The sequence below is a fragment of the Orenia metallireducens genome, assembly GCF_003001995.1.
In the GTDB taxonomy this organism is placed as follows: Bacteria; Bacillota; Halanaerobiia; order Halobacteroidales; family Halobacteroidaceae; genus Orenia; species Orenia metallireducens_B.
In genome coordinates, this window is sequence record NZ_PVNB01000012.1 from 81,745 (window position 1) to 105,844 (window position 24,100).

The window sequence follows — 24,100 nt, forward strand, 5'->3', positions numbered from 1 at the left end:
AAGAGGCACTAATTATACCTATTAATTTTAAGGAGATGAGTTAATGCAATTATATGCAGATTATCATACTCATACTGTTTATAGTCATGGGACAGGAAGTATAAGAGAGAATATAGAAGTAGCAATAAAAAAAGGTTTAAAAGAGATTGCTATCTCTGACCATGGTCCTGCTAGTCACAGTATAGTTAGATTAGGGGTAGAGGATTCAGCCACTTTATTGGAGATAAAGAAGGAAGTAGATAAGTATAACCGCTTATATCCAGAGATTAAAGTATTAGCAGCAGTTGAAGCTAATGTTATCAGTATAGATGGCAGATTAGATGTACCAGAGTTTATTTTAAGAGAGTTAGATAAAGTTTTAGTAGGATTCCATCTATTCATTAAGCCAGCTAGTTTTAGAGATGGGATAGAGATAATTTTAAATAATACTATAGTTGACAAATTAAAGATAAACCACAATCAGATAAGATATAGAAATACTGAAATTCTAATCAATACATTAAATAATTATGATATAGATATAATTACTCATCCAGGTTATAAAGTCGATATTGATACTAGAACCTTAGCCAAAGTAGCGGTAAAAAAGGGAGTGGCTTTAGAGATTAATTCTAGCCATGGATATATGAGAGAAGAATATATTAGGCTGGCATTAGAGGAGGGGGCTAAATTTATTTTAGGAAGTGATGCCCATAGTCCTGATAAAGTGGGAGATGTAAAAAATGCTATGTTAGTAGCCCAACAGGCTGGCCTAACAGATAAAGACATTATAAATGTATGTTAAATTTAATTAAATTTAACGCAGTGTTATATAACTATAACTTCTCTCTAATTATTTTCTATCAATAACTTATAGGCAATGATTGATTTTAATAACATATACAAGTTACTAGAAAGCTTGATTATATTTGTACTTCTAAAGATAAAGTGATAATATTAATAGTAAGATAAATAAACTTATAGTTTAAGTCATTTGAAGAGAATAGATATACTCATAATTATTGATTATAGATTAATTAAGTAATCTTTTTAGTTGTAAGGAATTGGGAATTAGTTGTCAGAAATATATATTTCCTAGAGATGTGATTATTATAATAGGGCTATATTTATAAGAGAGCATTAGTTTGCTTATAGAACTTATAAGATAAATTAAGGGGTGAGATAATGAGTCAAGATAAAGAATTTATTATAATAACGGGAATGTCAGGGGCAGGTAAATCTGAAACAATTAAGAGCTTAGAAGATTTAGGGTTTTTCTGTGTAGATAATTTACCGCCTGCTTTGATCTCTAAGTTTGCTGAAATGTATCTCCATTCTAAAGGAAATATTGATCAGGTAGCCTTGGTAGTTGATATAAGAGGAAGAGACTTTTTTGATAGTATCTTTGAGGAGTTAACAGTTTTAGAGGAATTAGGAGTAGATTACAAGATTTTATTCTTAGAAGCTGATACTCAAGTTCTGATCAATCGTTTTAAAAATACCAGAAGAAGGCATCCATTGGCTCCTGAAGGCAGAATTTCAGAAGCGATTTCCTTAGAAAGAACTAAATTAGAAGAGATTCGTGGTAAAGCTGATAAGATTATAGATACTAGTGATTTATCTTCTAAAGATTTGAAAAAAGAGTTAGAGAATATATTTATAAAAGAATCTAAAGAGAGCAAGTTGACTATATCTGTTCTTTCTTTTGGCTTTAAATATGGTGTACCCCTTGATGCTGATTTGATGTTTGATGTTAGATTTCTGCCAAATCCTCATTATGTAGATTCATTACGACCATTGACTGGAGAGACTAAGGATGTACAGGAATATGTTTTAAAATGGCCTATCACCCAAAAGTTTAAGGAGAAGTTATTTGATTTAATTGAGTTTCTACTTCCAAATTATATTAAAGAGGGTAAGAGTCATTTAACAATAGCCTTTGGTTGTACTGGAGGGAAGCACCGTTCAGTTACTTTTGCCGAGAAGCTATATGAAGAGTTAAAAGGTAGATATAATATATTAATTGAGCATCGTGACTCTAAAAAATAAGGGGTTTTTATGATGAATAGACTAAAGTGGCTCTATCCAGGTTTAAAACTTAAAAGATGGATATTTTTAATGGTTGTAGGAGTAATTTTGGTTAGTGTTGGTGTTTCTATGGCTGTTAGTATTAGACCATTGGATATAATAAGGTATAGAGTGCCTGGCATTATAATTGTATTATTTGGAATTTATTTTAATATTTTAGCAATTAGAAGAATGTTATTATCTGTATATGATGTACTATCACCAGAGAGAAATGAAAGGTTAATTGAGGTTTTATATCAAGAAAGATATCGTAGAAAAGGACCTAAAATTGTTGTTGTCGGTGGGGGAACAGGCCTTTCTACTATGTTAAGGGGAATTAAAAAGTTTACTAATAATATTACTGCAATTGTTACAGTAGCTGATGATGGTGGGAGTTCTGGAGTTTTACGTGATGAACTTGGTATATTGCCTCCAGGTGATATTAGAAACTGTTTAGTTGCTTTAGCAGATACTGAACCATTAATGGAGAGACTTTTTCAATATAGATTTAGTGAAGGCAAGGATTTGAAGGGTCATAGCTTTGGTAACATATTTATAGCAACATTAGCTGAGATATTAGGTAATTTTGAAGAGGCTGTTAAAGAGTCTAGTAAGATATTAGCGATTAAGGGTAGAGTTTTACCATCTACATTAGAAGATGTTAGATTATCTGCAAGATTGGAAAGTGGAGAATTAATCAAAGGAGAGTCACAGATACCTAAGATAAAAGGTAAGATTGATAAGGTATTTATTGATCCAGAGGATAGTAAGCCTTTACCTGAAGCTTTAGAAGCAATCAAGGAGGCTGATGCTATTATTTTAGGTCCTGGAAGTTTATATACGAGTGTATTGCCCAATCTTCTTGTCAAGGACTTAACAGAGGAGATAAAGAAATCTGATGCATTGAAGTTGTATATCTGTAATGTAATGACTCAAGCTGGTGAGACCGATGATTATAACGCAAGTGACCACCTGCAAGCCCTTTATGATCATGTAGGTAGTGAGATTGTGGATTATATTTTAGTAAATAATGAAAGGATATCTGCTGATTTAATCGAGAAATATGGAAAAGAAGGTTCTCGACCTGTTGAGGTTGATTTGGCTAAATTGAAGAAGCAGAATATAGAGGTAGTACAAGAATCTGTTATTAGTCAATCCAATGTTGTTAGACATGACCCAGAAAAGCTAGCAAGAGTCCTTATTGACTTAATATTTCAAAAAATTCGCGGTTATTAGCAGTTAAGTGGTGTTTAACTTTGTAATCAAATTTAATTAATATTAATAGAGAGTATCATATAAATGTATAGGCTATTTAAATTTAAAGAGGAGATAATCATGTCATTTTCAGATGAAGTTAAGAATGAAATAGCAAGGAAAGAGGATTTAGGCAAGTGCTGTCAGTTAGCCGAATTAGCTGCATTAATTAAATTAAATGGTAGCTTAGCTATTATCAATCATAAATTAGGACTAAGTTTAGTAAGTCAAAATGCTTCAGTTGCCAGAAGGGTTTATAAACTATTAAAAGAACAGTTTAATTTCTTTACTGAGATTATTGTTAGAAAGAAGATGTATTTAGATAAGAAAAATTATTATATAATTAAGGTACCTCCTCAAAAAGGTGTTAAAGAGTTATTGACTAAATCTGGCTTAATGGGAGAAGGTTATCAAATAAGCTATTCAATAAAAAATCAATTTGTATCTAATAATTGCTGTTCTAAGGCCTATTTAAGGGGTCTTTTTTTGGCAGCTGGTTCCGTAAGCCATCCAGAAAGTGAGTATCATTTAGAGATTACCGTTAATCATGAAGATTATGCAGAAGAACTAATTAAACTGTTTGGTAAATTTGAAATAGAGATTAAATCTAGAAATAAACAGGATAACTACCTATTATATTTAAAGAAGGCTGATGATATTGTTAAGCTTTTAAATATTATAGGAGCTCATTCAGCTCTGTTACAATTTGAGAATACTAGGGTCTATAAAGAGATTAGAAATAATGTCAATAGGATAGTAAATTGTGAGACTGCTAATCTAAATAAAACGATTAATGCTGCTCAGCAGCAGCTAAGTGACATTAAGTTATTAGAAGAAGTTAAAGGTTTAGATAAGCTTTCTCCTAGCTTAAGGGAGGTAGCAGAACTGAGAAAGAATAATCCCTATGCTACTTTAAAGGAATTAGGGGAACTTTTAAATCCACCTCTAAGTAAGTCGGGGATAAATAATCGCTTTAGAAGAATAAAGAAGCTGGCTGATAAGTTAAAGAAATAATAGTTAATTAAGAATTTATCTTAATAGTAGGTTAAGATAGATTCTTAATTTTTTATGTTTGGTGAAGGAATATATTCTGTTATCTAGAATAAATTATTATAGTACAGAAGAGATAAGGATTTATCTTTGCTTCTTTTTTTGAGTCTGTGGGACATTTATGACCCAGAGGGTTGTGATTGTTCTATCTAGCTTTTGTTTCAGTATAGATTGTATATAAAGTTAAATTGCTTAAGTAGAATAAGTAAAGGGATAATTATCAATAATATTAATTAGTAAAGTATCTGTTCTTATTAAGTTAAGTATGATTATATTATTAGAATAAGTATGTGCTGTTAGAGAGTTGAGGGATGTCTAATGACAGATTATTTAAAATTACAGCAAAAAATAGCTCCAGAGTTGGTTAAAGTTGTAGAGCGAAGATATGCTATTTTGAGATTGATTCATCGTTCTCAACCGATTGGAAGGCGTTCTTTAGCTCAAGGGCTGGATTTGAGTGAAAGAACTATAAGAAAGCATTTAGACTTTTTGTCTGATCGTAATTTTATTATATTGACTAGTAGTGGTGCTAAAATTAGCAAATCTGGTGAGAGAATATTGAGAGAATTAGATGTTTATATTAAAGAGTTAAGGGGAGCTAATCTGCTTGAAGAGAGGTTAAAAGAGTATCTTGGAGTAGAAGTTTATGTAGTTCCTAGTGGGTTGAACCAGAATTTGGGTAAGGAAGAGTTGGGTAGATTTGCAGCTGATTTTTTAAAAGGATTAATTGGCAGTGGAAATATTATTGCAGTTACAGGAGGAACAACCCTATCTGAAGTAGCAGAGATGATGAAACCAGCAAGTGAGGGCTTTGAGGTGACTGCTGTACCTGCTCGTGGAGGATTGGGAGAAGGTGTCGAGATACAAGCCAATACAATTGCTGCTAAGATTGCTAATAAGCTTGGAGGAGATTATCACCTGCTACATACTCCAGATAATTTAAAACAAGAGACGATCTCTACTTTGATTAAGGAGCCTTCTATTAAAAGAGTATTGGATTTGGCTAAAAGAGCTGATATCTTGATTCATGGGATAGGAACTGCAGAAGTGATGGCTAGAAGAAGAGGAATGCCATTGGATAAGATTGAAGAGCTAAAAAGTCAGGGAGCAGTAGGAGAGACCTTTGGTTATTATTTTACCCAAGATGGGGAGATTGTATATTCTACAACCAGTGTTGGATTAAAGCTTTCTGATTTAACTAAAATTAGTAAGGTAGTTGCTATTGCTGGAGGAAGAAGTAAAGCTAAAGCCATTGTAGCTGCTGTGTCAGAGAAGTATCAAGATATTTTAATTATTGATGAAGAAGCAGCCAAGGGAATTTTAGAACTCATATAACTGTGAGCTTTTAAATTGATATTAGCAAAGTTTAAAATTAATTAAAAATGATTTTATTTTTACTAATAATTAGCTTGAATAAATATGCTTCCTGTGGTATAATAACTAATGTGAGTTAAGAAAATCAATCATTACATAGAATATTTTTTTGCAGTCGGTGGGACATATTTATACTAACGGGTCATTTTTGTCCCGAGGATATATAAGGTTATTATAATAAATCATGTAATGCTTTAAAGTATCTATTATAATATCCATAATATACCGAGGATAAATTGTCTATATCAAACCATACTAATAAACGAATTAATTTATTCTTTATCTGCTATTCTTATTTTTAGAATAACAAATTAAATTCAAAAAGATTTGACAGCAGGTAAAATATGGGTTATATTAATGGTGTGTTATGTTAAATACATATAAATAACTAAAGTACATTAAAAAATAGGGGGAATGTTAAAATGGCAGTTAAGATTGCGATTAATGGATTTGGAAGAATAGGGAGATTGGCATTTAGAGAAATTTTTGATTCAGCTGAATTTGATGTTGTTGCATTAAATGACTTAACAGATGCTGAAACATTAGCTTACTTATTAAAATACGATACAGCACAAGGTAACTACAAAATTGATTCTGTAGAAGCTACTGAAAATGGAATCAAAGTAGATGGAAAAGAAATTAAAATCTACGCTGAAAAAGATGCTAACAACTTACCTTGGGGAGACCTTGATGTAGACGTTGTTCTTGAGTGTACTGGATTCTATACTTCAAAAGAGAAAGCAGAAGCTCACATTAATGCAGGAGCTAAAAAAGTAGTTATCTCTGCTCCAGCAAAAGGTGACTTAAAGACTGTTGTATATAATGTAAATGACGAGATTTTAGATGGAAGCGAAAAGATTATTTCAGGTGCTTCTTGTACAACTAACTGCTTAGCACCAGTTGCTAAAGTTTTAGATGACAACTTTGGTCTTGTAAAAGGATTTATGACTACAATCCATGCTTATACAAATGCTCAAAATACTTTAGATGCACCACATCCTAAAGGTATTAACTCTAGAAGAGGAAGAGCAGCGGCTGCAAATATCCTACCTACTAGTACAGGAGCGGCAGTAGCAGTTGGAAAAGTTTTACCTGAGTTAAATGGTAAGCTTGATGGAATTGCTGTAAGAGTTCCTACAGTGACTGGATCACTTGTTGATTTAGTTGTAGAGCTTGAAAAAGAAGTTACTGCAGAAGATATCAACAATGCTATGAAAGAAGCAGCTAATGAGACTTTAGGATATACTGAAGATCCAATCGTTTCATCTGACATCATTGGAACTAAATATGGTTCATTATTTGATGGATTATCTACAAGAGTAATGACTGATGAGAATGGAAAGCAGATCGTAAAATTATTAACTTGGTATGATAATGAAATGTCTTATACTGCACAGTTAATCAGAACTTGCAAAGACTTTGCAACAATGGGTTAATTACTGACACATTGTTCTATAATTAAATATAACAGAATAGCGGAACTTGACGGTTCCGCTTTTTTCAAGATTTAACACATTACATAAAATTGCGTTAGGAAAATAGGGGGGATATTTTCGATGGCAAAGAAAATCGTAACCGATATTGATGTAAAAGGTAAGAAGGTCTTAATGAGAGTAGACTTTAATGTACCTATGAAAGATGGGAAAATTACAAATGATAATAGAATAGTAGCAGCATTACCTACTATCAAATATGTATTAGAAAATGGCGGAAGAGTAATAGCATTTTCTCACTTAGGCAGAGTAAAGACTGAAGAGGATAAAGCAGGTAAATCATTAGAGCCAGTTGCAAAAAAATTAGCTGATTTATTAGAGCAAGAAGTGAAGTTCTCAACTGAAACAAGAGGAGCAGAACTAGAAGAAGCTGTTGCTAATTTAAAAGATGGCGAAATTATGATGTTTGAAAACACTAGATTTGAAGATGTAGATGGGAAGAAAGAGTCTAAAAATGATCCTGGATTAGGAAAATATTGGGCTTCTTTAGGAGATGTATTTGTAAATGATGCTTTTGGTACAGCTCATAGATCTCATGCTTCTAATGTAGGTATCGCATCTAATATTGATGAAGTAGCTGCAGGATTCTTAATGGAAAAAGAGATTAAATTTATCGGTGGGGTTGTAGAAGATCCTCAAAAACCTTTAGTAGCGATTTTAGGTGGAGCTAAGGTTTCAGATAAGATTGCTGTTATCGAAAGTTTAATCGAAAAAGCTGACAAGATTCTTGTTGGTGGAGGAATGATGTTTACTTTCCTTAAAGCTAAAGGTTTAAATATTGGTAGCTCTTTATGTGAAGATGATAAATTAGATTTAGCTACAGAATTAATGGAAAAAGCAGGGGATAAATTAGTACTTCCTGTAGATACAGTTGCTGCAAAGGAATTCAGTAATGATACTGAGTTTAGAACAGTAAGTGTAGAAGATATAGCTGATGACGAGATGGGATTAGATGTAGGTTCTAAAACAGTTGAGTTATTTGCTAAAGAGTTAGAAGGAGCTAAGACTGTAGTATGGAATGGTCCTATGGGTGTATTTGAAATGTCTAATTTTGCAGAAGGTACAATCGGTGTTTGTGAAGCTATTGCTAAATTAGAAGATGCTATTACTATCATTGGTGGTGGAGACTCTGCTACTGCTGCAATCCAACTAGGATATGCTGATGATTTCACTCATATTTCTACAGGTGGAGGAGCTTCTTTACAATATTTAGAAGGTAAAGAATTGCCAGGTATAGCTACAATAGATGACAAGTAATTAATTGATAGTTGACAGTTTACAGTTTCAAAACTGTAAACTGTTGGCTTCATTTTGATTTAATACATAATTATTAATTTGGAATTATTTTTAAGTTTATAATGTATGGTTTATAATTGTCAATTGTACATTGTACAATGTAAATTAAAATGCGGAGGGATTACAATGCGTACACCTTTAATGGCAGGAAATTGGAAGATGAATAAAACAGTTGATGAGGCTGTAGCAATGGTAAAAGAATTAAAAGATTTAGTTGCAGATGCTAAAGATGTAAATGTAGCTATCTGTGCACCAGCAGTTGATTTATATGCAATGAATGAAGTAGTTGCTGATACTAATATCGATTTAGGTGCTCAAAATATGTACTATAAAGAGAGTGGAGCTTATACTGCTGAACTTTCTCCAGCAATGGTTAAGAGTGTAGGTTGTAAATATGTAATTATCGGTCATTCTGAAAGAAGAGAAATCTTTGGTGAAACTGATGAACTATTAAACTTGAAATTAAAAACAGCTTTTGCTAATGATATTACTCCTATTTTATGTATTGGTGAAAAATTAGCAGAAAGAGAAGCTGGGGTACACTTTGATAGAGTTAAATTCCAATTGGCTGCTGACCTTTCTGGTATTGAAGCGGCAGATGTTAAGGATATGGTTCTTGCTTATGAGCCTTTATGGGCTATTGGAACTGGTAAAACTGCTACACCAGAACAAGCTGAAGAGATTATTGCTTTCATTAGAGAAACAGTTAAAGAGATGTATGATGCTGAGACTGCTGAAGCTGTTATAATTCAATATGGTGGAAGTGTTAAACCTCAAAATGTAAAAGAGATTATGGCACAACCTAATATTGATGGAGCTTTAGTAGGTGGAGCTAGTTTAGAAGCTGAATCTTTCTCTAAAATCGTTAATTTTAAGTAAATAAAGGAGGGATTGCTGTGTCAACACCTAAACCTTTAGCATTGGTTATACTAGATGGTTTCGGAGTTAATGAAAAAGAAGAAGCAAATGCAATTCAAGCAGCAAATACACCTAATTTTGATAGATTATGGGCTGAATATCCTCATACTCTTGTTCAAGCTGCTGGTGAAGCTGTAGGATTACCTGATGGACAGATGGGTAACTCTGAGGTGGGGCATCTTAATTTGGGTGCTGGTCGAATTGTATATCAAGATTTGACTAGAGTTACTAAGTCAATTAAAGATGGCGACTTTTTTGAAAATGAAGTATTATTAGATGCTATTAATAAAGCAAAAGCAAATGATTCTGCTCTTCATCTGTTAGGTTTATTATCTGATGGAGGAGTTCACAGTCATAATCAACATCTATATGGATTGTTAGAGCTTGCTAAGAAAGAAGATATGGAGAAGGTCTATGTTCATGCTATCTTAGATGGAAGGGATGTAGCTCCTGCAAGTGCTAAAACTTATGTGAAAGAGCTAGAAGCTAAAATGGAAGAGATTGGTGTAGGAGAGATTGCAACGATTGGTGGTCGTTATTACTATATGGATCGTGATAATCGTTGGGATAGAACTGCCAAAGCTTATAATGCAATGGTCTTTGGCCAAGGTGAAAGTGCTAACAGTGCATTGGAGGTAGTAGAGAACTCTTATGCTGATGATAAGACTGATGAGTTTGTCTTACCAGCAGTAGTATTAAATGAAGATGGAACTCCAGTTGCTAAAGTAGAAGAAAATGATTCAATTATCTTCTTTAACTTTAGACCAGACCGTGCACGTCAATTGACACGTGCTTTAAATGATACAGATTTCAATGGTTTTGAGCGTCAAGCAGGGTATCCTAAAGTTCATTTGGTATGCTTGACAGAGTATGATGAGACTATTGATGCTCCAATTGCTTTTCCAGCTACAGAGATTGTCAATACTTTAGGTCAAGTCTTAGCTGCTAATGGATTAAAGCAACTTAGAACTGCTGAAACTGAGAAATATGCTCATGTTACTTTCTTCTTCAATGGTGGTAAAGAGACTCCAAATGAAGGGGAAGATAGAGAATTGATCCCATCTCCAGATGTTGCTACTTATGATATGAAGCCTGAAATGAGTGCTTATGAGGTAACAGATAATCTAATCAAGAAGATGGATGAGGTAGACTATGATGTTATTGTCCTAAACTTTGCAAATCCAGATATGGTTGGTCATACTGGTGACTTTGATGCTGAGGTTACAGCAGTAGAAACAGTTGATGAATGCTTAGGTAAAGTAATAGATACTATCTTAGCTAAAGGTGGAGCTGCTTTAGTTACTGCTGATCATGGAAATGGTGAGCAGATGGTTGACTATGATACAGGAGAGCCTTTAACATCTCATACAACAAATCCTGTACCATTACTTTATATCAATGACAATGATAAAGATGCTAAGTTGTCAGCAGAGGGTGAAGGTAAATTAGCTGATTTTGCACCAACAATGCTAAAATTATTAGGAATTGATATTCCTGCGGAGATGACAGGTAATCAATTAATTAAATAGTTTTTAGGTATTAGGTGGATTGGTGGGTAGGTTAAACCTAACTGTCTAACCACCTAACCCCAAACTACCGATACTATATTATCAAATTCGACTAGTACAACTTATTATTATAAATTAGTTATGTAGGGGTCGACTCTATGTTGACCCTATATAAATATAGATTCTACATATAAATTCATATTATTTAGGAGGGAAAAGAATGATTGAGAATATTTTTGAAATTATTGATGTTGTAGGAAGAGAAGTATTGGATTCAAGAGGTAACCCAACTGTAGAGGTAGATGTATACTTAGCAGGAGGAGAGATGGGTAGAGCTATAGTTCCATCTGGAGCTTCTACTGGAGAACATGAAGCAGTAGAATTAAGAGATGGAGATAAGAGTAGATACAGAGGAAAAGGTGTTCTTAAAGCTGTAGCAAATGTAAATGATGCTATTGCTGATGAGGTTATTGGTATGGATGCTAGAGCACAAGTAGATATCGATAACTTAATGATCGAATTAGACGGAACTCCAAATAAAGGTAATTTAGGTGCTAATGCTATTTTAGGTGTATCTTTAGCCGTAGCTAAGGCAGCTGCTAAGCAATTAGGTCTTCCTTTATACCAATATATTGGTGGAGTTAATGCTAAAGAGCTTCCAGTACCAATGATGAATATCTTAAATGGTGGAGAGCATGCTGACTCTGCTGTAGACGTTCAAGAATTTATGGTTATGCCTGTTGGATTTGACAACTATAGTGAAGCTTTAAGAGCTGGAGCTGAAATCTTCCATGCTTTACATGCTATTTTAGCAGAAAGAGGAGACGTAACTGCAGTAGGTAACGAAGGTGGATTTGCTCCTCGTGACTTAAGCGGAACTGAAGAAGCTATCGACACTATCTTAGATGCTATCGAAAAAGCTGGATATACTCCAGGAGAGCAAATTAAATTAGCTCTAGACGTTGCATCTAGTGAATTAGTTGATGAAGATGGTAACTATAACTTCAAGCGTGAAGGTGTAGTTAGAACTTCTGATGAAATGGTAGACTTCTATGCAGACCTAGTTGAGAAGTATCCAATCATCTCTATTGAAGATGGATTAGGTGAAAATGATTGGGACGGTTGGGTAAAACTAACTGAAAGATTAGGAGATAAAGTTCAATTAGTTGGAGACGACTTATTTGTAACTAACACTGAATTCCTTTCTAAAGGTATCGAATTAGGTGCTGCTAATTCTATCTTAATCAAAGTAAATCAAATTGGTACATTAACTGAGACTCTTGATGCTATTGAATTAGCTAAGAGAAATAACATGACTGCTGTTGTATCTCATAGATCTGGTGAAACTGCTGATGATACAATCGCTGACTTAGTAGTTGCTACAAATGCTGGTCAAATTAAGACTGGTTCTGCTTCTAGATCTGATAGAATGGCAAAATATAACCAACTATTAAGAATCGAAGAAGAATTAGCTGAAACTGCTCAGTATAATGGTTTAAACAACTTCTATAACTTATAATATTCAAATTTGAAGTGCAGGGGCTTCCCTGCACTTTTTATTTGGTTTAAGTTTAAGTATGGCTTTGCTAATAATGGATCTGCTTTAAAATCATACTTAAACTTACACTAAAATTTAATATAATTGCTTTTTAAGACAAGTTATGTTAAAATAATAATGTTATTTTGTAATTAGGGGGTGCCAGATAGGTGTTAGTCTTTCTTAAAGTGTTACTAATTATCGTATCAGTTGCCTTGATTGCAGGTGTATTATTACAATCAGGTAAAGGTGGAGGTCTTGCAGGTATGGATGGAGGAGCTTCTGCTTTGTTAGGAGCTCAAGGTAAAGCTTTAGATTCTGTAATGAGTAAGATAACAACAGTTGCTGCTATCTTGTTTATGGTGTTATCTTTGATAATAGCAGCAGTACAATAACTTAGTATAGTAAAACTCTTAGTAGGATAAGTTCCACTAAGAGTTTTGTCTTTATTTTAGATAGTCTTTTGAGTGATAGCTAAGAATATCTATTATTGAATTTATTACAACATTTATGAATTTGAATAAGTAAGAATTTAGTTTATACATTTTACTTAGTTGTATTTAAACAGTCCACTCAACTATCTAATCACCTAAAAGAGAAGGTTTCCTAGTTTATCTATAATTTTAAATTTTTTATTAGAATAAATTCCATATTTACATAGGTTAATTTTTGATAAAAGTATACTTATTATGAGATTTAGACAGAATACATTATAAAGGATAAATTGTATTTTTATATTTGAATTTTGGAGGGATATTATGAGTATTAAGAATAGAATATTAGATTTTATGAAAGAACAGGCTTACAAGCCATTGACTGCTGAAGAGCTATTAAAAGCTATGGATATAAGTAGGGATCAGCGTTCGATGTTATTAGATCTATTAAGAAATCTAGAAGAGCAAGGGGCAATTATTAAAAATCGTAGAGGTTGTTATGGTGTTCCAGAGAGAATGGGGATGATTAGTGGGAGATTACAGGGGCATGCTAAAGGTTTTGCCTTTTTAATCCCAGATAACCCCAATCAAGAGGATGTCTATATTCATGCCAATGACCTTAAAGGTGCTATGCATAATGACAAGGTGCTTGTCAGAAAATTTAATAAGGCTGATGGTAGAAGTAGCTCAGGGGAAGTTGTTAGGGTCTTAGAGAGAAGTAATAAGAAGATAGTTGGAAAATATGAGGATAACAAGAATTTTGGTTTTGTAGTTCCTGATGATAATAGAATCTCTTATGATGTCTTTATTCCTCAATCCCAGACTAAAGGTGCTAAGGAAGGGCAGAAGGTGGTAGTAGAGATAACTAAATGGCCTGAAAAGAGGAGAAATCCTGAGGGGGAAGTTGTAGAGATTTTAGGTTATCAAGGTGAGCCTGGCGTTGATATAGAAGCAATTATTAAAAAGTTAGAGTTGCCTGAATATTTTCCAGAAGATGTTAGAAATGAGGTTGAGGCAATTCCTGATAGTATTCCTCAAGAGGAAATTGAAGGGAGAAGGGATTTAAGAGACCTTAAGATGGTAACTATAGATGGAGAGGATGCTAAAGACTTTGATGATGCTGTATCTATTGAAAGATTATCTGATGGCAAGATTAGATTGGGAGTACATATTGCAGATGTGACCCATTATGTTAGAAGAGGAAGTGCGTTGAACAAAGAAGCCTTTAATCGAGCTACTAGTATCTATTTAGTTGATCGAGTAATTCCTATGCTACCAGAGAAGCTTTCTAATAATATGTGTAGCTTACGTTCTGATGGAGATAGATTAGCAATGACTGTATTGATGAGTTTTGAAGAAAAGACAGGAAAGCTATTAAAACATGAAATTATAGAGAGTGTTATTAGAGTTAATCATCGCTTAACTTATACTAAGGTCAATAAGATGTTAATAGATGAGGACAATGATTTAATAGAAGAGTATAATGATATGATTGATGAGTTGAGGTTAATGGGGGAGTTCTCTCAGGTTTTAAGGAAGAATCGCTTTGAAAATGGAAGTATTGATTTTGATTTTCCAGAGGCCAAGATAATCCTTGATGATGAAGGTAAACCTGTTGATATAATCAAGGTCAATCGAGGAATTGCCGAGAAGATGATAGAGGACTTTATGATTAGAACAAATGAAGTAGTAGCTGAGGATATGTTCCATCGAGAGATACCTTTTATCTATCGTGTTCATGAACAGCCTAGCAAGGAGAAGCTAGAATCATTAAATAGCTTTGTTCATAATCTAGGCTATCATATCAAGGGGTTAAAAGGAGAAGAGATACATCCCAAAGCCTTACAGAATATATTAGATAAGGTAAAGGGCGAACCAGAAGAGAGGGTTGTCAGTACTGTTTTGTTAAGAAGTATGCAACAAGCCCACTATAGTCCTTATAATATTGGCCACTTTGGACTTGCCTCTAGATATTATAGTCATTTCACATCACCAATTAGAAGATATCCAGATTTAATGATCCATAGAATCATTAAAGAGGTAATCAATAAAGGTGTCTTATCAGAAGAGAGGATATCACAGTTGATGGATGAGTTGCCTAATATCGCAGACCATTGTTCTGTACAGGAGAGAAGGGCAATGGATGCTGAATATGAATCTTTGGACTTAAAGAAGGTTGAGTACATGGAAGATAAGGTAGGAGAGCAATATGAAGGAATAATCAGTAGTGTAATGTCCTTTGGTTTCTTTGTAGAATTGGACAATACTGTAGAAGGTTTAGTACATGTTAGTGCTATGCGTGATGATTACTATCATTATTATGAAGACAAACATGCCTTTATCGGTGAGAGAACAGGTAATTCCTATCAATTGGGTGATAAAGTAAAGGTTGAGTTAGTCAAGGTTAATTTAGAAGATAAACAGATTGATTTTGATTTGGTTATAGATGAGTGATTAGAAAGTTAAGGAATAGCTATTAATTGTTGCTGGCTATTATTGGTTGCCAATTAATAGCTATTAATTACTACTTTACCCTTGACATTTCATTTAGAATTGTTATAATAATAGATGCACGTCCGTTAAAGAGGTGAAACTAATGGGTAAAACAGTTGTTACAAACCGTAAAGCAAGGCATGAATATCATATTGAAGAGACCTATGAAGTTGGGATTGTCTTACAAGGAACAGAGGTTAAGTCAATTCGAGCAGGTAGAGTCAATCTTAAAGATAGTTTTGCCAGAATAGAGAACAATGAGGTTTTTTTATATAATCTTCATATATCTCCTTATGAACAGGGTAATCGTTATAATCACGACCCAGAAAGAGTTAGAAAATTACTGTTGCATAAGAATGAGATTAGAAAATTAATTGGTAAAACTCAACAAGAAGGATATACTCTTATTCCTTTAAAGATATACTTTACACGTCAATTGGTTAAGATACAATTGGCTTTAGGAAAAGGTAAGAATCTCTATGATAAACGCCAAGACCTTAAACGAAAAAGTGCTAAGCGCGAGATACAACGTGCTTTTAAGGATAGTCAAGTAGGAAGATATTAAAATTCAGTAATGAGTGACGAGTAACAAGTAAGTAGTTAAAAGATTTTAGGTCTTGCTACTCACTATTAACTATTAACTGATCACTGTTGTTACTATGGGGGTGTAATTGGTACTCGACCTGCAAAGTACGGCAGAGACAGCGAGCCGAGATTGCTATTAACTCGTTAACTAGTAGCAACTTAAAATTATCTGCAAACGATAATAATTATACTTTAGCTGCTGCGTAAGCACCAGCTTTATGCTTATAAGCCTCTTGTCTGTGGAGTCTTATAAGTACCATAATCAGCAGACTACTCACTTTCTAATGCTTGTAGGATAGTGGGGAACTTTACAAGCTAGTACCTTAATATCATGCTTGTATGAGATTAAGGTATGATTCTAAATTACAAGCTACGCTCGTAGAACCTCTAGTTAAGCTTTGTAGGGACGGCGGTTCGACTCCGCCCACCTCCACCAAATATAAATTTTATTTGACAAATTATTAGCTTTAATATATAATAATTTATGCTGTTAAGCAAATTTAAACTAAATATCTATCGCACGGGAATAGCTCAATTTGGTAGAGCACCGGACTCCAAATCCGGGTGCTGCGGGTTCAAGTCCTGCTTCCCGTGCCAATTTTATTTTTTGCAAGTTAATCTTTTAATTTACATAAAAAGACTGTGGTCTAAGACCACAGTCTTTTCCTTTTATATTAATCTTTTTAGATATAAGCCAATATAATAGATAAACATAGTCCAAAAGCTAAAATCCAGAAGAAGATATTTAAAGCATAAATTGTTTGGGTTTTAGCGTGGAATTTTTCATTAGTTTTATCTCTATTATTATAGCTTCTATATCGTCCATGGTTGATAGCTGTTAATAATAGAGCGAAGAATAAACCTACTATCATAAAGGATAACCATGGAACCCCCCATAATAAAGGTCCAATTGGAGTAATCCACCTCCCTCCAGACCAGGTTATTAATAAGATCAAGATAAAGAAAATAAATAGGTCATTTCTAGTTTCATATTTGCTAACTCCTCTAGCAAAGATTCCAGTGAATAAAATAGCAAAAACTAACACAAATAGAAAATCAATAAAAAACATTATCTACACCTCCAAAGAGTACTAATATCTTTATTAACTTCCTTAATTGCATTATAGGATAATCTATAAGATATGTCTAAAACTATTATAACCACTTAAAGGCTATAAGTCCTGCCTACAGTTAATCAAAGTAGATTTTGTTAATTAATTATAGAATAACTTTAATTTATTGGTTAATACTACTATATTAATAATAATAGTTACCATTATGAAGGAGATCTTATCTTTTTATACAAATTTTAATATAAGATTATAAATTAATTATAGTAGGAGGGATTATAAAGTGGAGTATAAGAAGCTAGGAGCTAGTGATTTAGAGGTATCTGTTGTTGGGTTAGGAACTTGGGCCATGGGTAGTGACTTTTATGGTAAAACTGAAGATTCTAAATCTATTCTGACAATTCAACAAGCGATAGATTCTGGTATTAATCTTATCGATACAGCACCAGCTTATGGTGGTGGCCATTCAGAAGAGGTTGTAGGGAAAGCTATTGAAGGGCGTCGTGATGATGTTATTATTGCTACTAAGTGTGGTGCTTATCGTAAAGGAGAAGAGTTTGTTAAGAGTTTAAAGCCAGAACTTATTAGAAAGCAGCTTGAAGATTCTCTTACTAGGTTAAATGTAGAAGTGATCGATTTATATCAAATTCATTGGCCTGATAAAGAAACACCTTTAGAGGATAGTGTCAATGAATTGTTGAAATTGAAAAAAGAAGGTAAATTCAAGTATCTAGGAATCTCTAATTTTGATGAAGATTTAATATCTGAAATAATTGAGATGACTGATATAGTCAGTCTACAACCACAATATTCATTGTTATCTAGAGATATTGAAGAGGATATCTTACCCTGTTGTATAGAAAATAATATTGGCGTGATATCTTATGGTTCTTTAGGTGGTGGTATATTAACTGGTAAATACAATCAAAAGCCTGTTTTAGGTCAAGATGATAAAAGAGATACCTTTTATCCTTTTTATGATAATCCTTATTGGGATAAGACTCAAAGTCTAATTAATCTGTTAAAAGAGATTGCCCATAAGCATGAAAAACCTGTACCTAATGTAGCTATTAACTGGATTCGTCAACAACAAGGAGTTACTACAGCTTTAGTAGGTGCTAAGACTCCCAAGCAGGCAGAACAAAATGCTGCAGCTGGTGGATGGAAGCTTTCTGAAGATGAGCTAGAAGAGCTTTCTAAAGCTTCTAAGAATATATTAGGGTGAGCTAATTTTAACCCCCTAGCTATTTTTAAAATAGCTAGGGGGTTTTTATAATCACTTATATTAGTCTTCTGTAGAGCCAGGAATACCAAAGTTTGGTGTTCCATCTTCATTCCATGAAAAAGCCTTTACTCTAGCATGTCGGTTTGGGTCACTAAGTGGGTCCTTACCCTCTAAGTAGCCTTTATATGGACGTGCGTGATAAACAAGAAGATCAGTAGTACCATCTTCTGCTATGGTAAAGGAATTATGACCTGGACCATATTCACCAGTTTCTTCACTAGTTTCAAATACTGGATGAGGTGTTTTAGTCCAAGAGTCTGCATCTAATAAATCGCTGTCTGTATCAGCTGTTAGAAGCCCCATACAATAGTTTTCATCGGTAGCACTAGCAGAGAAAGTCACAAATACTTTACCATTTCTCTTAATTACAGCAGGACCTTCATTTACATTGAAACCAATCTTTTCCCAGTCATATTCTGGAGTAGCTATCATAACAGGTTCAGTACAAATTGTCCATGGATTACTCATTTTAGCAATATAAAGGTCTGAGTTGATCTCTTCTACATCTTTTTGTGCCCAGATTAAGTATCTATCTCCTTTATGCTCAAAAGTAGTTGCATCAAGACTAAAGCTTTCAAAGGATAAATTAATCTTTCCTTTCTCCACCCATTCTCCTTCTAACGGGTTAGAATCAGCACATTCTAGGACATATGGACGGTTTGTAGAAGGGGTTTTTCCCGCTTCTCCTGCAGCAAAGTGGATATACCATTTACCATCCACGAAATGTATTTCTGGTGCCCAAATAAAAGACCCCATGATGCCTTCATCATGCTTCCACCAGATTACCTTCTCTTCAGCCTCAGCAAGTTCTGCAATAGTTTTAGCCCTTCTTAGCACAATACGATCATAGTCGGGGTAAGACCCAGTAAAGTAATAATAACCATCAGTATGCTTGTGGATAAAAGGGTCTGCTCTCTGCTCGATTAATGGACTAGGGTAGTTTAATGTGTTTTCTTTCTTATTCATATTTTCCAACTCCTTTTTAATATAATGTCATTTAAATTTTATGAAAATCTAACCGGTTAGATATTACCTATCATAATTTTATCATATTTATCTATAGGAATACAACCTAATAATCTTTTAAATTTTATAATTCAAATTAATTTTATAAGTCTTTAGGTTTAATTTGAATTTAACTTAACAGGATTCTTATAGTGAGAAGTAGAAGATTATTATTAACATCGATAGAATTATGGTTATAAAATAAAAAAGGGGGATTTGAATGAAGAAATTTTCTATTTTAATTATATCTAGTTTAATAATTATACTTTCTAGTAGTGTAGTTTCAGCTAATAGTTTTCATAATCTCTGTAAATATGGAAGTTTATCTAGGATTGAATTAGCAATTGACAATGGTGCCAATATAAATGCTAAAAATATTGATGGTGAGACTCCGTTAATATTCGCTGCCAAATATAATGATGATGAAGATGTTATCAAATTTTTAATTTATAATGGAGCAAAGGTTGATGATACCAATATTTATGGTGAATCTGCTCTGTTTTATGCTTTAAAATACAATAAAAATCCTAAAGTAGTGGAGATGTTAGTCAAGCAAGGGGGAGGGGTAAATTTGTTAGGCGAGCAGGATAAGACTCCTTTAGTCTATGCTATTAACAGAGGGGATGCTAAACTAGTGGAGCTTCTGATTAAAAATGGAGCAGAATTGAATCTTAAGTTTAAAAGTGGTCAGACCTTATTGATGTATGCTGTTGAATATACTAATAACTTCGAGATTATTTCTACTCTAATCAAATATGGAGCTGATGTTAATGACAGAATCCCTTATGGTGCTAGTGTATTGATGTGGGCTGCTAGATATAGTAATAATCCTAAGATAATTAAACTATTAATTGAAAATAGGGCTGAGGTTAACTTTGCAACTAGTTTGAAAGAGACACCTTTGCTTTATGCTAGCAAGTACAATAAAAATTCTGAAATAATAAAAGTTCTAATTGATGCCGGCGCTGAGATTAATCGGCAAGATATTAAAGAAACTACTCCATTGATGTATCTGCTTAAAAACTATAAATTAGAGTTAGTAGGTCCTCTTATCGACCAAGTAGATAATATTAATACACAAGATAAAGATGGTAAAACTTTATTGTTTTATGCAGCAGAAGGAAACAGTGATTCCAGAGTTATAATAAAGTTAATTGAAGCTGGTGCAGATATTAATTTGAGGAGTGTTGACGGAAGCACTGTTTTAATTAATGCTGCTAAATTTAATCAAAATCCTGAAGTGATAAGAGCATTAATTGCTAATGGGGCAGAGATAGATCTTACAGATAACAGAGGTAAGACTGCTTTAATGTATGCAATAGTAGAGAATGAGAATTTAGATATAATAGATATTCTAATTGAAGATGGTGCTAATTTAAACTATAGAGATAGAGTTGGTAGAACCCCTTTGATGTTGGCTATAAGTAAGGATGAGTTAAAAATTACTAAATCTTTAATAAGCTATGGTGCAAAGATCAATGCTTTTGATAAAAAGAAAGAAACACCTCTAATCTATGCTCTTAAGTTCAGTCAAAATATTAAATTAGTATCTTTATTGTTGGATAATGAAGCAGATATAAACTTTAAGAGTTGGGATGGAATGACTCCTTTAATGTATGCTGCTCAATATAATTCTAATCCAGAGATAATAGAGTTATTGGTTGACAAAGGAGCTAATATCAATGTTAGGACAGATTATTCTTGGACTCCTTTAATCTTTGCTGCTAAATATAGTCAAAATCCTGAAGTTCTTATTAAGCTACTAGAGTTAGGTGCTGACTCTAATGTTAAGGATAATAAAGGAAAAAAAGCTATTGATTATGTAAAGGAGAATGAATATTTGAGGGATACAGAGGCTTATTTGAAATTAACTAAATAGTTTTTTATGTATATTCCCATGTATATTCCTATATGTTAGGAAATGGTTAATCGATTCTAGTAACCTATTAACTGGGTTGCTAGAATTTTTATTTGCAAAAAAACTATTCAGATATAATCTTATTTCAAGATATTTCTTCTTTGAAATAAGATAGAATCTAATTTGAATAATTTATTGCAGGAATGATCTATTTTTAGTAGAATAGTGTTAATGAGTGTGCAAAATACTTAGTGGAAACGATTTAGATAATTTTAGCTAATTACATAATTTTACTTTAATTTGAATTTGGTTTATCCTATCTTAAGCTAATCTGTTGATTTTAGCTTTGGATAAAATACATAAAAGAAGAAGATAATAATATAAGGGGGATTTAAGAAATGACAAAAAGATATGAAGATGCTTCATGGAAAGAGTCTATGCGCATCAAGTTAGATGTAAACAATATGTTTGCTGAAACTGTTGGTGAAGAGCATGGCTATACTAAAGCTGATGTAGATTCAATGAAAGAAAGAGTAATAGCTGGTCATAAGGCTATTAGAGCAGCTAAAGAGGCTGGAGATTTAGGATTTATGGAGTTACCTGAAAGCCATAAAGCTATTGCCAAAGAGATTAAAGAGTATGCAGATGCTAATAAAGATAAGTATGATAACTTTGTAGTATTAGGAATTGGTGGTTCTGCACTAGGTAATATCGCCTTACAGACTGCTTTAAATCATCCATACTACAATCTAAACAAAGAAGCTAGAAATGGGTATCCAAGATTATTTGTTCCTGATAATGTAGACCCAACTAGATTAAAAGGTTTATTAGAGACTTTAGATCTATCAAGAACCGTATTTAATGTAATCTCTAAATCTGGTGGTACTGCTGAGACAATGAGCCAATTCTTAACTGCTCGTGCTATGGTAGTAGAAGAGTTAGGTGAAGATGCAGTAGGTAATCACTTTATCGCTACTACAAGTCAGCATTCTGGTAATCTAATTAAGATTGCTAAAGAAGAGGGTATGAAGACTTATTATATCCCTGAAAATGTTGGAGGAAGATTCTCTGTAATGACACCAGTAGGATTGATCTCTGCTGCCTTTACTGGAATTGATATCGAAGAGTTATTAGCAGGGGCAGCTTATATGGATGAAATCTGCAATACAGATGATCTATGGAAGAACCCAGCTTATCTAAATGCAGTATTACAATATTTAGCAGACCAAGATGGTAAGCCGATGTCTGTTATGATGCCTTATGCTCATGATTTAAAAGATCTTGCTGACTGGTATCGTCAATTATGGGCTGAATCCTTAGGTAAAAAATATGACCGTCAAGGTAAAGTTGTAAATGTTGGACCTACTCCAGTTAAAGCCTTAGGTGCTACTGACCAGCATTCTCAAGCTCAATTATATATGGAAGGTCCTTTTGATAAGGTTGTTACTTTCCTAGAAGTAGATAACTATAAAGAAACCTTAGAGATTGCTCCTGGTTATAAAGATATCTCTGGAGTATCTTATTTAGGTGGACACACTTTCAATGAATTATTAACTGTTGAAAAGAAAGCTACTGAGTTAGCATTAGTTGATAATAATAGATTAAACTGCACAGTTACCTTCCCAGAGGTAAATGCATTTACTATCGGTCAATTCTTCTATATGTATGAATTATCTACTGCACTTATGGGAGAGTTTTATGATATCAATGCCTTTGACCAACCTGGTGTAGAGTTAGGTAAGCAGTATGCTTATGGTGTGTTAGAAAGAGAAGGTTTTGCTGAGATGAAAGAGAAGTTTGATGCTCGTCCTAAAAAGGATGAAAATTTAATTTTGTAATATATTAAGATGAAAAAGATACGGTAGAGATACCGTATCTTTTTCTATTCTAGGTATTATTTATTTTTACAAGTTGATATTAATCCTTATAGATACATTAAAGTTGGATTGCTCCTCTTTTTTATCTTTTAGCTTTTGGTAGAAGTATTTAGGGTTGAGAGGATAACCTCTACCTTCCTTTTTGATATTTTCTCCCGTTCTAGTATTCTTATAATGATATTCGTATTTGTAAGAAGGGTATTTTACCTCTAATTTTTCCTCTATTCCTAAGCGTCTATTCTGATATTTATATTCATATTTATCACTTTTAATTTCAATCTTCTCTTTAATCTTTGCAGGTTTATTATCATATTCGTATTCATACTTATTATCATCTATATCAATTTTTTCCTTAATTGGTCCTTTGCGTCTGTTTTGATAGACTCTCTGACCTAAAGGAGGGAGGGATCTATCTAACTTTGGATGGCGCAAAGTGATGATTCCATCTTCAAAGATAATTGGTGGTAAGCCAAGATACCAAGTTAATCTAGCCATATTATCCTTATTTTCAACAATAAAGTCGATATCATTAGCGGTAATAGTTTTGTTGGAGAGGGAGTATAGATATAAGATTAGACTTAACTCTTCTGTTCCTATATTAAATTTTTTAAAATAGTTGATCTCTTTATCTTCGATGTTAAAGATTCTTTTCATCAAGTTATTATCAATTGAAATCTTGCTATTAGAATGTTGTTTTTGCTGGTTATGTTTTGTTTTTTTAGGTTTAGCTATTGAAACAGTAGTAATTGAAGAGGTCATAAGTATAGCTATTAAAAATATTGAGAGCTTCTTCTTCATAGTTTTGATCACACCTTTTTATAAATTTTATTATAGTTATTTTTACTACTAATATTGGTTATTTTGTTATCTGAACTTATTTCATAATGGGGAGATTGCGACAGTTTTGCTACTAGCTTATAGCTGGTTAGTGTCATGACATCGTTAACTTTTTCTAATGCTTAAGTTTTGTTCCATGACATCGTTAACTTGTTAGAGCTACTTTTATTCCATGACATC

Annotated in this window: 19 protein-coding genes, 1 tRNA gene and 1 other RNA gene; 18 read left to right on the top strand and 3 right to left on the bottom strand. The window is 33.2% G+C overall.

Going from position 1 to position 24,100, the window contains the following annotated elements:
* Positions 1–43: 43 nt before the first annotated feature.
* The 15 genes from BX659_RS09790 to BX659_RS09860 all read left to right on the top strand — a co-directional run bounded on the left by BX659_RS09790 (position 44) and on the right by BX659_RS09860 (position 16,585).
* Complete coding sequence (locus BX659_RS09790) at positions 44–784, top strand: PHP domain-containing protein (protein ID WP_097018063.1); 741 nt, start codon at positions 44–46, stop codon at positions 782–784.
* A 380-nt stretch (positions 785–1,164) separates the two neighbouring features.
* A complete protein-coding gene (gene rapZ, locus BX659_RS09795; protein WP_097018064.1) occupies positions 1,165–2,028 on the top strand; it encodes an RNase adapter RapZ in 864 nt (287 codons plus the stop codon).
* A gap of 12 nt (positions 2,029–2,040) precedes the next feature.
* The gene (locus BX659_RS09800; RefSeq protein WP_097018065.1) at positions 2,041–3,282 is read left to right on the top strand and encodes a gluconeogenesis factor YvcK family protein; all 1,242 of its coding nucleotides are present in this window, start codon (positions 2,041–2,043) and stop codon (positions 3,280–3,282) included.
* A 99-nt stretch (positions 3,283–3,381) separates the two neighbouring features.
* Positions 3,382–4,314, top strand: a complete 933-nt coding sequence (gene whiA, locus BX659_RS09805; protein ID WP_097018066.1) for a DNA-binding protein WhiA — start codon at positions 3,382–3,384, stop codon at positions 4,312–4,314.
* 354 nt (positions 4,315–4,668) lie between these two features.
* Positions 4,669–5,685, top strand: a complete 1,017-nt coding sequence (locus BX659_RS09810) for a sugar-binding transcriptional regulator (protein ID WP_097018067.1) — start codon at positions 4,669–4,671, stop codon at positions 5,683–5,685.
* A 461-nt stretch (positions 5,686–6,146) separates the two neighbouring features.
* Positions 6,147–7,160, top strand: a complete 1,014-nt coding sequence (gene gap / locus BX659_RS09815) for a type I glyceraldehyde-3-phosphate dehydrogenase (protein ID WP_097018068.1) — start codon at positions 6,147–6,149, stop codon at positions 7,158–7,160.
* Positions 7,161–7,280: 120 nt separating this feature from the next.
* The gene (locus tag BX659_RS09820; RefSeq protein ID WP_097018069.1) at positions 7,281–8,474 is read left to right on the top strand and encodes a phosphoglycerate kinase; all 1,194 of its coding nucleotides are present in this window, start codon (positions 7,281–7,283) and stop codon (positions 8,472–8,474) included.
* Between the two features lie 165 nt (positions 8,475–8,639).
* A complete protein-coding gene (tpiA, locus tag BX659_RS09825; protein ID WP_097018070.1) occupies positions 8,640–9,392 on the top strand; it encodes a triose-phosphate isomerase in 753 nt (250 codons plus the stop codon).
* A gap of 17 nt (positions 9,393–9,409) precedes the next feature.
* Positions 9,410–10,960 carry a 2,3-bisphosphoglycerate-independent phosphoglycerate mutase gene (gpmI, locus tag BX659_RS09830; RefSeq protein ID WP_097018071.1) on the top strand — a complete coding sequence of 517 codons (1,551 nt, stop codon included), beginning with the start codon at positions 9,410–9,412 and terminating at the stop codon, positions 10,958–10,960.
* A 211-nt stretch (positions 10,961–11,171) separates the two neighbouring features.
* The gene (gene eno / locus BX659_RS09835) at positions 11,172–12,458 is read left to right on the top strand and encodes a phosphopyruvate hydratase (protein WP_097018096.1); all 1,287 of its coding nucleotides are present in this window, start codon (positions 11,172–11,174) and stop codon (positions 12,456–12,458) included.
* Positions 12,459–12,646: 188 nt separating this feature from the next.
* The gene (gene secG / locus BX659_RS09840; protein ID WP_097018072.1) at positions 12,647–12,871 is read left to right on the top strand and encodes a preprotein translocase subunit SecG; all 225 of its coding nucleotides are present in this window, start codon (positions 12,647–12,649) and stop codon (positions 12,869–12,871) included.
* A 363-nt stretch (positions 12,872–13,234) separates the two neighbouring features.
* Positions 13,235–15,364: a ribonuclease R gene (gene rnr, locus BX659_RS09845; RefSeq protein WP_097018073.1), complete on the top strand. Its 2,130-nt coding sequence runs from the start codon at positions 13,235–13,237 to the stop codon at positions 15,362–15,364.
* Positions 15,365–15,506: 142 nt separating this feature from the next.
* Complete coding sequence (gene smpB, locus BX659_RS09850; RefSeq protein ID WP_097018074.1) at positions 15,507–15,968, top strand: SsrA-binding protein SmpB; 462 nt, start codon at positions 15,507–15,509, stop codon at positions 15,966–15,968.
* A 96-nt stretch (positions 15,969–16,064) separates the two neighbouring features.
* Positions 16,065–16,424: a transfer-messenger RNA gene (gene ssrA, locus BX659_RS09855) on the top strand.
* 84 nt (positions 16,425–16,508) lie between these two features.
* Positions 16,509–16,585: transfer RNA gene (locus tag BX659_RS09860), tRNA-Trp, on the top strand.
* A gap of 86 nt (positions 16,586–16,671) precedes the next feature.
* Here the strand turns inward: BX659_RS09860 and BX659_RS09865 are convergent.
* The gene (locus tag BX659_RS09865; RefSeq protein ID WP_097018075.1) at positions 16,672–17,058 is read right to left on the bottom strand and encodes a hypothetical protein; all 387 of its coding nucleotides are present in this window, start codon (positions 17,056–17,058) and stop codon (positions 16,672–16,674) included.
* 283 nt (positions 17,059–17,341) lie between these two features.
* On the opposite strand from BX659_RS09865, the gene BX659_RS09870 reads away from it, so the two are divergent.
* Positions 17,342–18,283, top strand: a complete 942-nt coding sequence (locus BX659_RS09870) for an aldo/keto reductase (RefSeq protein ID WP_097018076.1) — start codon at positions 17,342–17,344, stop codon at positions 18,281–18,283.
* Positions 18,284–18,343: 60 nt separating this feature from the next.
* On the opposite strand, the gene BX659_RS09875 is transcribed toward BX659_RS09870, so the two are convergent.
* Complete coding sequence (locus BX659_RS09875) at positions 18,344–19,309, bottom strand: glycoside hydrolase family 43 protein (protein ID WP_097018077.1); 966 nt, start codon at positions 19,307–19,309, stop codon at positions 18,344–18,346.
* A gap of 259 nt (positions 19,310–19,568) precedes the next feature.
* On the opposite strand from BX659_RS09875, the gene BX659_RS09880 reads away from it, so the two are divergent.
* Together BX659_RS09880 and BX659_RS09885 are read left to right on the top strand one after the other, a co-directional pair.
* Entirely contained in the window at positions 19,569–21,227 is a 1,659-nt protein-coding gene (locus BX659_RS09880) for an ankyrin repeat domain-containing protein (protein ID WP_097018078.1), read from the top strand.
* A 377-nt stretch (positions 21,228–21,604) separates the two neighbouring features.
* Positions 21,605–23,044 carry a glucose-6-phosphate isomerase gene (locus BX659_RS09885; RefSeq protein WP_097018079.1) on the top strand — a complete coding sequence of 480 codons (1,440 nt, stop codon included), beginning with the start codon at positions 21,605–21,607 and terminating at the stop codon, positions 23,042–23,044.
* Between the two features lie 66 nt (positions 23,045–23,110).
* On the opposite strand, the gene BX659_RS09890 is transcribed toward BX659_RS09885, so the two are convergent.
* The gene (locus BX659_RS09890; protein WP_097018080.1) at positions 23,111–23,881 is read right to left on the bottom strand and encodes a lipase chaperone; all 771 of its coding nucleotides are present in this window, start codon (positions 23,879–23,881) and stop codon (positions 23,111–23,113) included.
* Positions 23,882–24,100: the final 219 nt, after the last annotated feature.